The following is a 13,251-nucleotide window of genomic DNA, read 5'->3' on the forward strand; positions in this document are numbered from 1 at the left end:
TTACATTCCGAACCCGGAAGCTAAGCCTTTCAGCGCCGATGGTACTGCAGGGGGGACCCTGTGGGAGAGTAGGACGCCGCCGAACAAATTTTGGGAAAAGCCCCGCACCTCATGGTGCGGGGCTTTTCTGCGTTCTGGGTGCGGCAAAACACGTTGCGGGTGGTCGGGGCTGTGGCGAGCATGAGCGCATGGACTATCTGATTCGCCCGGTCCGCGCCGACGAATGGCTGCGGATGAAGGAATTGCGCCTGGTCGCGCTGGCCGATCCGGTGGCTCCGGTCGCGTTCCTTGAGACCCCGGAACAGGCTCTGGCCCGCCCGGATTCGTTCTGGCAGGAGCGGACGGCGGGCGTCACGCGCGGCACGTCCGCCCGGCAGTTCGTCGCCGAGACGCCGGACGGGGAACTGGTGGGCACGGTCGTCGTGCTGGTCGAGGAGGTCGGGGCGAAAGACATCTTCGGCGCGGAAATCACCGCCCCGCAGGCGCACTTGGTGGGCGTCTTCGTGCGTGACGAGCACCGAGGGGTGGGCCTGACCGAGCGGCTTTTCCAGGCCGCCGTCGAGTGGGCCTGGACGCTGGAGGCGCCGCCCGTCGAGCGCGTAAGGCTCTACGTCCACGAGGACAACCCGCGCGCTCAGGGCTTCTACCGCAAGTTCGGTTTCGTGGCGACGGGTCAGTGCGCGCCCGTCGTGGGCAAGGCCGGCGGCGTGGACCTGGAGATGGAGCTCGTACGAACCTGATCGTACGAACCTGCCAGGGGCGAACCTGACAGCGCGAGCCTGACCGTACGAGCGGGCTCGGGCCGCGGCCGGCGCTCTCAGGTCAGCGCTTCGGTCCAGCGCGCGCGGGCCTGTTCGGGGGAGCGGAGCAGGACCAGGAGCGGAAGGCCCTGGTCCTGACCGGTCGACAGCAGCTCCGGAAGGCGGGGAAGGGGGGCCACTGCCGCGACGTCGTCCAGGACGAGCGTCATTGGTGGGTCGAGGCGACCGTCAGATGACCGTTCGGCCATGCGGCGGCCGCGCTCGACCACGTCTGAGGCGAGCGCCGTCAGGAGGGGCATCGCGGCAGGGTCGGACCGGGGATCCTCGATCGCTTCGCCCACCACATAGAGGGTGCCCCCTTCGTTCACGAAAGATTCCAGAGCGAGCGAATCCGCTCGGTTCGGTGTGCAGGCGTCGCGGATGTGGATCGAGGCGAGGCAGGCGAGAGCACGGGCGGTCAACGCCTGGGCGATCTCCCGGCGTTCGGGGTAAGCGGTGAGCGCGGACTCCAGGAGGCCCGCGCCGCCGTTCTGGGCCTTGGGGTGGGTGCGCAGAATGCGCACGGCTTCGTGGGCGGCCGTTCCCTGGGCCCAGCGGTGCAACTGCTTCGTCGCCTTGCCGTCGCGGCTCTCCAGGGCGGCGGCGTGCAGCCAGCAGCGCAGCAGGGTCTCCGCGGTGTCGGCCATCGCGGCGTCCACGCGGGCCTGGGGGCGCACGGGGGCCAGGAGCGCGGCGGCCCGCGCGGCCGCCGTGTCGGGGTCCTCGCAGCCCGCGGTGGGGGACCAGTGCAGGCGGGCGGGGGTGTCGCAGCGGTGGGTGGGGTCGTAGACGTGTACGGGGCCGAGCTTGGCCCGGGCGTCCTTCGTCTCGGCCCACAGGGTCGGGTCCGAGGTGACGACCAGGGCCGCGCCCTCCGCCTCCTGGATGGCCTGGAGGGCGAGGGGCCGCCGGGCGGCCGGGGTGCCGAAGTGGAGCCGGGTGTCCGGTCGTTCGGCTCTGGGGGTGGGTACCCCCGGGCCCCCTGCGGGGTTTACGGGGTCTGGTGTGCCGGCCAGTTCCAGTGCGGGCGCCGACGGCTGTGCGGGGTCGGTGGCGGTGGCCGGGGTGCCTGCCGCCGGGGTCCGCTGTGCCCACCCGTTCCGCCCTGCGGAACGATTGCCCACAGCGGGGGTGGGGAGGGGGGCGTCGGTCCCGGCGTGCGTTGCGGGGCTGGTGGTGGCCGGGGTCGGGATCGCTGGGGCGGCGTTGTTGGCCGGGGGCGGGATTGCTGGGGCGGCGTTATTGGCCGGGGTTGGGTTGAGGGGGTGGGCCCCGGGAGGGAGGGCTTGCTGCTTCGCTCTCGTTCGTACCGCCCGCCAGCGTGTGAACGTGCCGAGCGCGAAGATCGTCAGGACGATCACTATGAGCAGTTCGCCGATCAGCAGGCCCCAGAACAGGCCGTAGCCCGAAAGGGCGTGGGGCGGGGTGTCGGGCCAGGCCGACGGGAGGTCGTGCGGGGCGGTGACCAGGGAGCGCAGGGCCATCGGGCTCTGCGTGAACGATACGCCCGGCGGCCACGCGCCCTGGGTGAGGAGGCCACCCAGGCCCGTGGCCGTCCACACCAGTACGGTCAGACCCAGGAGGAAGGCCAGCAGGCCGACCAGGAGCGAGTCCGGGATGCCGCGCGGGGTCTCTCTCGGTGCTGCGGGTCCGCTCATGTCAGGCCACCGTGGACTCGGAGGAGTCGGGTGCGGCGGACAGATGCTGTTCCCTGAGGGCCGCTCGGCGTTCCGTCTCCGATTCGAGCCGGGAGTCCAGCTCCGAGGCGAGGATGTCGTCCGTGGCCGCCGATTCGGTCATGGCGCGGTCGGTGAAGACCAGGGGGCGTTCTCGCTCGGTGATCAGGTGTTTGACCACTTGGACGTTGCCGTTCACGTCCCACACCGCGATGCCTGGGGTGAGCGTCGGGATGATCTCCACCGCCCAGCGTGGCAGGCCGAGCACCCGGCCCGTGGCCCGTGCCTCGTCCGCCTTCTGGGCGTAGATGGTCCTGGTCGAGGCCATTTTCAGGATCGCGGCGGCCTCGCGCGCGGCCGCGCCGTCCACGACGTCGCTCAGGTGGTGGACCACCGCCACGAACGACAGGCCGAGCCGGCGCCCGAACTTGAGCAGGCGCTGGAAGAGCTGGGCGACGAAGGGGCTGTTGATGATGTGCCAGGCCTCCTCGACCAGGAAGATGCGCTTCTTCCGGTCGGGGCGGATCCAGGTGTGCTCCAGCCAGACGCCCACGATCGCCATGAGGATCGGCATCGCGATCGAATTTCGATCGATGTGCGAAAGATCGAAGACGATCAGAGGCGCGTCCAGGTCGATGCCGACGGTCGTCGGGCCGTCGAACATGCCGCGCAGGTCGCCGTCGACCAGGCGGTCGAGCACCAGGGCGACGTCGAGTCCCCAGGCCCGTACATCGTCTATGTCGACATTCATCGCCTCGGCCGACTCGGCCTCGGGGTGGCGCAGTTGTTCCACGATGTCGGTCAGGACCGGCTGGCGGTCCGTGATCGTGGCGTTGACGTAGGCGTGCGCCACCTTGAGAGCGAATCCCGATCGTTCGTCCAGGCCGTGTCCCATCGCTACTTCGATGATCGTTCGAAGCAGGGCGAGCTGGCCGGTGGTCGTGATCGCCGGGTCCAGCGGGTTGAGCCGGATGCCGCCGTCCATCGCGGTCATCGGGTCGAGGCGGATGGGGGTTATCCCCAGCTCGCGCGCGATGAGGTTCCATTCGCCGACGCCGTCCTCGCCCTGGGCGTCCAGCACGACGACCTGGCGGTCGCGGAACCGCAACTGCCGCAGGACGTACGTCTTCTCCAGGGCCGACTTGCCGTTGCCGGACTCGCCGAGCACCAGCCAGTGCGGGGCCGGGAGCTGCTGGCCGTACAGCTGGAAGGGGTCGTAGATGTAGCCCTTGCCGCTGTACACCTCGCGCCCGATGATCACGCCGGAGTCGCCGAGGCCGGGGGCGGCGGTCGGCAGGTAGACGGCCTGGGCCTGGCCCGTGGAGGTGCGGACGGGCAGCCGGGTGGTCTCCACCTTGCCGAAGAGCAGGGAGGTGAAGGCGTCGGTGAGGAGAGACAGCGGATCTCGCATGGCGGGTACTGCCTCTCAACTAGCGGCGGATTCCGGTCGCGAACGGCAAGGTGTTGACGAAGGCGCGGTGGTGCTCGCGGTCGCACCACTCCAGCTTCAGATAGGACTTGCCGGCGGAGGCTCTGATGGTCCGCTTGTCGCGGGCCAGGGCTTCGGGCGAACGCGAGGAGACCGTGATGTAGCCGACCAGGTTGACGCCGGCGGCGCCGCTCGCGAGGTCTTCGCCGCGCTGGTCGAGGCGGCCGTGGGCGGCGATGTCGCGGGGGTCGACCGTGCGGTTCATCTTGGCCGCTCGGGAGGCTTCCGCCTCGTCGTTGGTCTTCTCCGTGAGCATGCGCTCGATGGCGACTTCGGTCGGCTCCAGGTCCATGCAGACGGCGACCGTGCGGATCACGTCAGGGGTGTGGACGAGCAGCGGCGCGAGGAAGTTGACGCCGACCGGGGTCATCGGCCACTCCTTGACCCAGGCAGTGGCGTGGCACCAGGGGGCCCGCGTGGAGGACTCGCGGGTCTTGGCCTGGAGGTAGGTGGGCTCCACCGCGTCGAGCTCGGCCGGCCAGGCGTTGCGCTTGGTCATGGCCTGGATGTGGTCGATGGGGTGGTCCGGGTCGTACATGGAGTGCACGAGGGAGGAGAGCCGGCTCTGTCCGAGCGGCTGGCGTACGCGGATGTCGGCCTCGGCCAGCCGGGCGCAGATGTCGGTCAGTTCGCGCGCCATGACGACGGCGAGGCCCGCGTCGCGGTCGAGTTTGCGGCCGTGCGGGTTGGCGGCGCGGGCCATCGCGTTGGCCTCGGCGGCGAGTTCGCGGCTGTACTGCATGCACGCGACGAGGTAGGCGCGGTGCTGCTCGCTGGAGGTGGACACCATGGACTGGAGCTGGTCGTAGGACTCCTGGAGCCAGCCGGGCGCCTTGGTGTCGCCGCGCTGGGCGACGTCCTTGGCGTGGGCGTCGGGGTCGGCGGGCAGGGTGCGGGCCAGCATCTGGAGCCGGGTGACGAAGCCGTCGCCGTTGGCGACGTGCTTGAGCAGTGTGCCGAACCGGTCGACCAGGGCTTCCTGGTCCTCGCTGTCGCGCAGGCCGACGCCGGGGCCCTCGATCTCGATGGCGGCGGTGACGGTACGCCGGTCTGCGTGCAGCAGGACGGCGATCTCGTCGGGGCCGAAGGGCGCGGCGAGCCAGGTGATGTGGCCGATGCCGGGTGGCGGCCCGACCTCGACCTCGCGCCCGTCGAGGCGTACGCCCGCTTCGGGTGAACCCGAGCGGTAGGCGGTGCCTCGGCGTAGCGAACGCTTATAACTGCGGTTGATTTCAAACCACTTGTAGAAGGTGCGGTGCTTGTACGGCACGTACACCGCGGCGAGCGCCAGGAAGGGGAAACCCATCAGGAGCACGATGCGCAGGGACAGGACCGGGACGAGCAGCCCGCACACCATGCCGAGGAAGGCACCGCCGATGATCAGGGCGATCTCGCCGGTCTCCCGGTTCTTGCCGACGACGGCCGACGGCCTGGCGCGGCCGATCAGATACGTACGGCGGGGCGTGACCGGCTGGGACTGGGTCGTCAACGCCCTCCACCTCCAGTGTTCTTGTTACCTGTGGTACCGCCGGTGTCGCGGCGGTGGGAGTGCGGCGTGCCGGACGTCGGGCTGTTGCCGCTGCGCGGCGGAGGGGCGGCGGAGGGGACAGTTCCGCCGCCGGCTCCGCCGCCCGTTCCACCGCCGGAGCCCCGGCTGCTGTGGGCGGCCACGCCACCGGACAGGGGGTTGGCGGGGCGCGCCTGGGCGGCGCCGCCACCACCGCCCTGGTTGCCCCGGCTGCTGTGGGCCTTGATGCCCTGGGAGACCAGGGCGGCGGGCGAGGAGACGAGGGCGGCGGCCTGGGCGCCGCTGGTGGCCTGTTTGCGGTTGGAGCGGGCGGAGGCGATCTCGTCGCCGAAGCCGGGGACGAAGCGGTAGATCATCGCCGAGGCGAAGATCGCGAGCAGGATGATGGCGAGGCCGGAGACGACGGCCGAGAAGGAGTCGGGGCCCTTGCCGGAGGAGAGCGCTCCGGCGAGGCTCAGGACGATCACGATGATGGGTTTGACCATGATGATCGCGATCATGATCCCGGCCCAGCGCCGGACGTGGCCCCACATGTTCTTGTCGACGAGTCCCGAGTACACGATGACGCCGAGCAGCGCGCCCACGTACAGCAGGAGGGCGCGGATGTAGAGCTCCAGGAAGAGGATGCCGGCGGCGACGATGGTGACCAGGGAGACGACGATCAGCATGATCGGGCCGCCGCCGATGGATGTGCCCTTCTTGAGCGCGTCCGAGAAGGAGCCGAAGAAGACGCCGGTCTGGTCGCCGGTGCCGGCGGCGATGACGTCGGTGACGGCGTCGGTGGCGTTGACCACGGTGTAGAGGACCAGCGGGGTGAACGCGGAGGCGAGCACCGTCAGCCACAGGAAGCCGACGGCTTCCGAGATCGCGGTCGACAGCGGTACGCCGCGGATGGCGCGCTTGGCGACGGCGAGGAGCCACAGGACGAGGGTGAGGATCGTGGCGGCGGCGAAGACGATGGCGTAGCGGCTGAGGAAGGCGGGGTCGGTGAAGTCCACCTTGGCGGCGGTCTTCACGAACTTGGAGAGCGTGTCGACGACCCAGACGGCGGCGTCGGCGCAGCCCTTGGAGAGCGAGGTGAGGGGGTCGGCTGCGCCGCCGTCGGTGGGGGGGACGTTCTTGCTGGTGCCGCCCGATCCGCTGGTGCAGTACTGCTTGGCGGGGCCGATCAGAAGGTCACACGGGTCACTGCTCGCGCTGGGGCTCGGGCTGGCGCCGGGCGATCCGCTCGGGGTGGGTGTGGGGGTCGGAGCCGCGTAGGCCCTGCTCGCCAACAGGACGGCTGAAGTTTGCACAGCCGTGAACGTGCCGGTGATCGAGAGGGCGACGCGGGTCGGCTTACCGGGCATAGGTGAAGCCTCCGTACTCCCCGACGGCCTTGCTGATGGCGTCGGCGCTGGAAGCCGCGATGTCGCCGGGGACGGGCGCAGGGCCGTCGGTCTGGGTGTCGTCGGCGATCTTCCAGTCGTTGTCGGACCACTGGAGGTCGAACGTCCACGTCTTCCACGCCGTGCGTACTGGATCGGTGGAACCGGGCCCCGACATTCCGATGAGGCCGGTGTACCAGACGGAGACCTTCGCGCTGCCCGTGCCGTAGTCCTGCACCTTGGTGCCCACGGGGATGGTGCGGGAGACGAACGCATTGCCTGGAGGCGTCCGGCCTTCGGCGTCCAGCCCGAGCCTCTTCAGGAAGTCCGCGGAGTACGCCGCGTCCTGCGGTGCCTTGAGCTTGGCCGCAGCCGCGGTGGTGTACACGGCATCGAGGATCTGGTGCCGGGTGTCCTTGTTGAACATGCCCGTGGACCCCAACGCCACCGCGTAATTCGCCGCAGCCGACTGCGCCCCCTCCTCGGTCTGGGGGAAGCCCGCCGGGATTGAGCCGTTCTTGCCCGTCACCGGCTTCGTGCCCGTCGCAGCTGTCGCGCCCGCCCCGCCGGGCCTCGCGGTGGTGTCGGGGGACGTGCCCGGGTCGTCGCCGCCCCGGTTGGCGAAGGCGATGGCCGCGATCAGGAGGACCACTACGCCGACCACCATCACCAGGGAGCGGGACGTCCGGGGTGGCCGGCGGCCCGTGCCGTAGCTGTCGCCGGCCGGCTCGGGCAGGCGCGTACGGGTCTGGCGGGTGCCGCCGAGCGTGCTGAAGCGGTCGTCGCCGTGGCCGGGTCCGGACCCGCCGCGGCCCGGCTCGTCGTCGAAACTCATGCCTGCGCCCCCTCGACCGTGTGCGGTTCCGCGTAGTACGACGGTAGCCGTGCTGGTTCCCGCGCGGGCGCGGTGTGGTGACTCGACATCAGGGGGACGCAACCTCTGCCGGTGGGCACGACGGACGGATGGTGTGAGGGGGACGGGAGGGACGTGCGGCCTGTCTGACTGGGCGTCAGACGGCCATTCCGTACACGATGGTGAAGAGCGTGCCGAGCGATCCGATGATGAAGACTCCGGTCAGGCCGGCCACGATCAGGCCCTTGCCCTGTTCGGCGCTGAAGGTGTCCCGCAGCGCCGTCGCCCCGATCCGCTGTTTGGCCGCACCCCATACCGCGATGCCGAGGCAGAGGAGGATGGCGACCGCCATCACCACCTCGACCATGATGCGGGCCTCGTTGCCGAGCGTCCCGAACGGCCCCCAGTTGGGGGCGATTCCGCCGATGATGGTGGTGATGTCGCCTTTTCCGGCTGCCAGGTACATGTAACTCACCGCCCCTGTCGGGTAGTTCGAAGCCCCTGCCGCGCGGCATGGGTCAGGTTCTATCTTCGCTGATGAAACCGCCGGAGTAGCACGCCTTCGCGCCTCTCTTTACCCGTACCCGCATGGCAGTACCGGTTCACCGCCCTGACCTGCGGTGAACCGGTGTATGCGGAAACGCGTATGGTCACTCTGTGTATCACGGAGCGTGACTCCGGGCAATGACTGTCGTTGTTACACCCTTGGGCCGTTCGTCGTGTCGGAGGGCGACGTGGCTGGTCACGGTGGCGGACCGGTTCATAGAAACTTCTAAGAAAAGCCTCATGGTCGTTCTCAGCGGGGGCAGCGAGAGTCAGAGTGTTCGCAGTCAGCAAGCAGGCCGCCGACCACCAGGAGCCGCACGTATGAAGCGCACTGGCATCTCCGGGAGGAAGTTCGCCCCCAGGCGCGGGAGGTTCAGCGCGCTGTCGGCGGCGGCGGTGCTGTTGGTCATACCGACGTACGGCGACCACGACACGGTGGCCAGGAGCCTGACCACGACCGCTCCGGCCACGGCGGCCGACGCGCGGGTGGGCGCGCTGTTCAAGGGGGATCTCGACGGCGGGCACTACTGCACCGCGTCGGTCGTTCACAGCTCGGGACACGATCTCATCGTGACGGCCGCGCACTGTCTGTCGGCGGACGAGTCGGAGGGCGGCAGGACGGTGTTCGCGCCCGCCTACCGGGACGGTTCGGCGCCGTACGGGACATGGCCGGTGGAGTCGGTGTACGCGGACGACAGCTGGAACGAGGACGGGGACCAGGACAGTGACGTCGCCTTCGCGGTGCTCGGGCCCGGCTCGCAGGGCGGCAAGCAGATCGAGGACGTGGTGGGCGCGGCCCCGCTGTTCGCCGACCGCGCGACGGGCGGGCCGGTGACCGTCACCGGGTATCCCTCGGACACCGAGGTTCCGCAGGTCTGCACGAACACGGCGACCGCCTACGGCGCCACCCAGCAGCGCATCGACTGCCCGGCCTTCCCCGGCGGCACCAGCGGCAGCCCCTGGGTCACCGAGGGCGGGGCGGTCGCGGGGGTGATCGGGGGGTACGAGTTCGGCGGTGACGACCCCGACGTCTCGTACAGCGTCGTCTTCGGGCCGGTCACCAAGTCGCTGTACAAGCTGGCGGAGTCGGCGGGTGACCCGGAGCCGGTGGCGCACGCGACGGCGCGGGCGGCGGACAGCGCGGCGGTGACGGAGGATCAGCCCCTGGTGTGTGCGTGCCTGTTGCCCTGAGGGGCGCGACCGGCTGAGGCGGGCCGCTGACCGGTTTCGGGACAGCCGGGGGCGTGAGGGGGGCGTGGTGCTGACGTGGGCGGGTTTCGCGCCGGGTGCGCCGGGCTCCCTGGCCGAATGCGCGCCCGTGCGACACGAGTGCGGATGAAGTGGCGGTGAACCGCGCCTCGATGGGGGAGGGTTGAGGGGTGCGCAGAGTCTGGGTGGTCGCCGGGATCGGGTTCGGGGTGTGCCTGAGCTTCATCACGCTGCTCGTTGTCGGTACGTATTCGGCCGCGGCGGGCCTGGCCTCCTCGGCGGGCGGCGCGGTCGGCCTGGCCAAGGGGGCCGTGCCGGCCGCCTATCAGCCGCTCGTGCAGAAGTGGGGCACCTACTGCCCCAGCCTCAACCCGGCCATGCTCGCGGCCCAGCTCTACTCGGAGAGCGGCTGGAAGACCAACGCCGTCAGCCCGGTCAACGCCCAGGGCATCGCCCAGTTCATGCCCGACACCTGGGCGACCCACGGCATCGACGGCAACGGCGACGGCAAACGGGACATCTGGGACCCGGCGGACGCCATTCCGTCAGCGGCCTCGTACGACTGTGAATTGGCCAAATATGTCAAGGGCGTACCCGGGGACGCGAGCGACAACATGCTCGCCGCCTACAACGCGGGTGCCTATGCCGTCATCCACTACCAGGGTGTTCCGCCCTACAGCGAGACCCAGGGGTACGTGAAGACCATTCGCTCCCTGGAGAAGAGCTTCGCCGCCCCGGTCGGGCGCGTGCAGCCCTCCCAGCAGGCGGCCGGGGCCATCTACTACGCGCAGCAGAAGCTGGGGACGCCCTATCTGTGGGGCGGGGAGGGGACGCCCGAGCAAGGGGGGCGGTTCGACTGTTCCGGGCTGACGCAGGCCGCGTACCAGAGCGTCGGGATCACCTTGCCGCGCGTCGCCAACGACCAGTACAACGCCGGCCCGCACCCCGCGCGGAACGAGCTGCTTCCGGGGGACCTCGTCTTCTTCTCGACCGACCTCGGCAACTCCCGGGCCATTCACCACGTGGGGCTCTACGTGGGTGGCGGATACATGATCAACGCGCCCTACACCGGTGCCGTCATCCGCTTCGACAAGATCGACGCGCCGGACTACTTCGGCGCGACCCGGGTCACCAAGGACGGCGCGGCCGCGCTGCCGACGCTCCAACCGGGGGCTTGAACCAGGCCCTCCGGTGGCTTGAACTCTCCGTGAAGCCAAGGCCCTGAACTGCGACGATGAATCTCTCTTCGATAACGTCGAGGTGATCATTCAGTGGAGAGTGGAACGCGGCGGCCGTGATGGGCGTTTCCTGGACAGTGACTGATGTACGTACTGACCACGGGGGTTGGTAGCAGGACGGATCAAGGCAAGGGGCCGCAGCATGGCTGGACTCGCATTCGACGGAGCGAATCCCGATGTCAGCCTGCTCTACGACATCAACGGGCTAGCCAAGGACGCCCCTTCCTGGCTCGACCGGACCATGGCCTTCGTCGGGGAGTACGGGATCCTGCTCGGTCTCGTGCTCGTCGTGCTGTGGTGCTGGTGGAGCGTGCGGCGCGCGGAGGACCGGCAGTCCGCGGTCGTCTCGGTCGCCGGGATCGTGTGGGCGCCGCTGGCCGCCGGGATCGCCGTCCTGGTCAACATCCCCATCCGCGACTTCGTGGAGCGGCCCAGGCCCTTCCTCGACCACAAGGGGCTCGACGTCCTGGTCGGCGGCAAGGCCGACTTCTCCTTCGTCAGCGACCACGCCACCCTCGCCATGGCGATCGGCGCCGGACTCTTCGTCGCCAACCGCAAGTTCGGCCTGATCGCGCTGGGCCTCGCCCTGCTCGAAGGGTTCTGCCGGGTCTACATGGGCGTCCACTACCCGACCGACGTCGTGGGCGGCTTCGCACTCGGCACGGCGGTCACGCTGCTGCTCGCCCCGCTCGCCCAGCTGCTGCTCACTCCGGTCGTCGCGGCCGTCGCCCGCTCGCGGCGGCTCGGGCTCCTCGTGCACTCGCGGCGCACCCTCACGGTGGTCCCGGCGGCGGCCGGCGGCGCGATCGAGCGGCCGGGCGCCACCGAGCGCGATCTGGCGGCCTGACACCGGCTCAGCGGCGGTGCGGCCGACGGTGGTACGGGCCAACGTCGGTACGGGCCGGCTGCCGTACGGGTCAGAGCGCCTGGGGGAAGTCGAAGAGCCTGCCCGGGTCGTACTGCTGCTTCAGCCGCGCCAGCCGCGGCGCTGCGGTGCCGTAGTAGGCCGTGCGCCAGTCGGTGAGCGCGGGGTCGGGGTAGTTCTGGTAGGCCGCGCCCGAGGCGTACGGGCGCATCGCGTCGTGGGTGCGGGCCAGCCAGGACTGCTGGGTCGCGCCCGAGGTGCCGGGGCGCCAGGAGGCGATGTACTGGGCGAGCACCCGTGAGGTGCGGTGGGTGAAGGCGGTGGCGTCGGGGGCCACCCGGTTGACCGCGCCGCCGAGCGCGGTGAGCACGATGGTGCCGCCGCCCCCGTTGTCGGCGGCGGGGATGCGGGTGAACTCCTCGGCGCCGCCGAGGAGTTGGCGTATGCCGGTCGGGGGCAGTGCCTTGGTGTAGAAGTCGGACTTCGCGGCGTACGTCTCGCGTTGGAGCACGCCCTGCGGGGCGCGGCCAGGGGTGGTGCCGGGCAGGTGGCACTGGGCCTGGCTGTAGGTGGAGCAGCCCCCGTACAGGAGCATCGCGTCCTGGAAGCCGGTGCGGTGCAAGGACACCGAGGAGGCGGACGCGCCCGCGCGGTCGGCGAGGCGGTCCAGGGCGTTCTGGAGATCGCCGTACGTGCCGAGCGAGAACGCGGCGATGGTCAGGGTCGGGTTGGCGCCGCCGGCGCCGCCGGCCAGATGCGCGGCGCTCCAGATCTCGTCGGGCTGGTCGGGACCCCACTCCTGCCAGGCGCCGATCACCGCTTGCGCCTGTCGCCAGGGCCAGGTCAGATACGCCGTCACGCCCTGCGGCGCGTCGTGGGTACGGAAGGTGAGGCCGGTGACCACGCCGAAGTTGCCGTTGCCCGCGCCGCGCAGCGCCCAGAAGAGGTCCGGGTTCTGCTGCTCGCTCGCGCGCAGTTTCCGGCCGTCGGCGGTGATGAGGTCGACGGAGGTCAGGCTGTCGCAGGCGAGCCCGTACGCGCGGGCCGTGACGCCGTGGCCGCCGCCCAGGGTCAGGCCCGAGACGGCGACGGTGGGGCAGGAGCCGCCGGGGATGGTGCGGCCGCTCTCGGCGAGGCCGGTGTAGACGTCCAGGAGCCGGGCGCCCGCGCCGATCGTGCCGTCGGACGACACGGAGGCGAGCCGCGACACGTCGATGACGAGACGTCCGGTTCCGGACGACCAGCCCGCGTAGTCGTGGCCGCCGCTGCGGATCGAGACGGGGGTGTGGTGGGCGCGGGCGTAGGCAAGGCATTCCCGCACGTCCGCCTCGTGCGCCACGTAGGCGACGGCGTCGGGTTTCTGGCTGTCGAAGCGGGTGTTGTAGAGCTGGCGTGCGGTGGCGTAGTCGGCGTCGCCGGGGCGGACGAGTCTGCCGTCGAGGGAGTGGGCCAGGGCGTTCCAGTCGGCCGGGGCCTGCGCGGTGGCCGGGGAGCTCGGGGACGGGGAGCGGGTGGGCGGGATGGTGACCGGCGCGGGGCCGGGGTGCGCGGCGGGGCCGCAGCCGGTGGTGGCCAGTGCGGTCGCGGCGGAGCCGGCGGCTGCGGTGAGGAGAGTGCGGCGGCGCATGGTGGCTCCCGGGGGCGTGTGGGGCGCTGTGCGGGCGCCTTCCCCGCGGGGGC

Annotated in this window: 11 protein-coding genes and 1 rRNA gene; 5 read left to right on the top strand and 7 right to left on the bottom strand. The window is 70.7% G+C overall.

From position 1 onward, the window contains the following. Positions 1-85, top strand: a 5S ribosomal RNA gene (rrf, locus tag ACFYM2_RS30065); the annotation flags it as partial. Positions 86-188: 103 nt separating this feature from the next. Next, positions 189-740, top strand: a complete 552-nt coding sequence (locus ACFYM2_RS30070) for a GNAT family N-acetyltransferase (protein ID WP_388840620.1) — start codon at positions 189-191, stop codon at positions 738-740. Between the two features lie 77 nt (positions 741-817). Here the strand turns inward: ACFYM2_RS30070 and ACFYM2_RS30075 are convergent, their stop codons facing one another. The 6 genes from ACFYM2_RS30075 to ACFYM2_RS30100 form a co-directional block, all read right to left on the bottom strand. Further along, positions 818-2,458, bottom strand: coding sequence for a type VI secretion protein (locus ACFYM2_RS30075; protein ID WP_388840622.1), 1,641 nt, complete (start codon positions 2,456-2,458; stop codon positions 818-820). A gap of 1 nt (position 2,459) precedes the next feature. Continuing rightward, positions 2,460-3,887, bottom strand: coding sequence for an ATP-binding protein (locus tag ACFYM2_RS30080; RefSeq protein ID WP_359002918.1), 1,428 nt, complete (start codon positions 3,885-3,887; stop codon positions 2,460-2,462). A 19-nt stretch (positions 3,888-3,906) separates the two neighbouring features. Then, entirely contained in the window at positions 3,907-5,454 is a 1,548-nt protein-coding gene (locus ACFYM2_RS30085) for an SCO6880 family protein (protein ID WP_388840625.1), read from the bottom strand. Further along, positions 5,451-6,842 carry a hypothetical protein gene (locus ACFYM2_RS30090; RefSeq protein WP_388840628.1) on the bottom strand — a complete coding sequence of 464 codons (1,392 nt, stop codon included), beginning with the start codon at positions 6,840-6,842 and terminating at the stop codon, positions 5,451-5,453. Before ACFYM2_RS30090 ends, ACFYM2_RS30085 begins: the two co-directional genes overlap by 4 nt. After that, positions 6,832-7,695 (bottom strand): hypothetical protein, encoded by an 864-nt coding sequence (locus ACFYM2_RS30095; RefSeq protein WP_388840631.1) that lies wholly within the window; start codon positions 7,693-7,695, stop codon positions 6,832-6,834. The genes ACFYM2_RS30090 and ACFYM2_RS30095 overlap by 11 nt, the downstream gene beginning before the upstream one ends. A 175-nt stretch (positions 7,696-7,870) precedes the next feature. After that, positions 7,871-8,179, bottom strand: coding sequence for a hypothetical protein (locus ACFYM2_RS30100; RefSeq protein ID WP_053729027.1), 309 nt, complete (start codon positions 8,177-8,179; stop codon positions 7,871-7,873). 401 nt (positions 8,180-8,580) lie between these two features. Here ACFYM2_RS30100 and ACFYM2_RS30105 point away from each other — a divergent pair, with 401 nt between their 5' ends. The 3 genes from ACFYM2_RS30105 (at position 8,581) to ACFYM2_RS30115 (ending at position 11,553) form a co-directional block, all read left to right on the top strand. Next, positions 8,581-9,450, top strand: a complete 870-nt coding sequence (locus ACFYM2_RS30105; protein WP_388840633.1) for a trypsin-like serine peptidase — start codon at positions 8,581-8,583, stop codon at positions 9,448-9,450. Between the two features lie 188 nt (positions 9,451-9,638). Then, entirely contained in the window at positions 9,639-10,646 is a 1,008-nt protein-coding gene (locus ACFYM2_RS30110; protein ID WP_359002927.1) for a bifunctional lytic transglycosylase/C40 family peptidase, read from the top strand. A 202-nt stretch (positions 10,647-10,848) separates the two neighbouring features. Beyond that, positions 10,849-11,553: a phosphatase PAP2 family protein gene (locus tag ACFYM2_RS30115; protein ID WP_388840636.1), complete on the top strand. Its 705-nt coding sequence runs from the start codon at positions 10,849-10,851 to the stop codon at positions 11,551-11,553. Between the two features lie 70 nt (positions 11,554-11,623). Here the strand turns inward: ACFYM2_RS30115 and ACFYM2_RS30120 are convergent, their stop codons facing one another. Then, on the bottom strand, positions 11,624-13,198 hold the full coding sequence (locus ACFYM2_RS30120; protein WP_388840639.1) for an FAD-binding oxidoreductase: 1,575 nt from the start codon (positions 13,196-13,198) through the stop codon (positions 11,624-11,626). Positions 13,199-13,251 lie beyond the last annotated feature (53 nt).

The organism is Streptomyces sp. NPDC006711, from assembly GCF_042869775.1.
Taxonomy (GTDB): Bacteria; Actinomycetota; Actinomycetes; order Streptomycetales; family Streptomycetaceae; genus Streptomyces.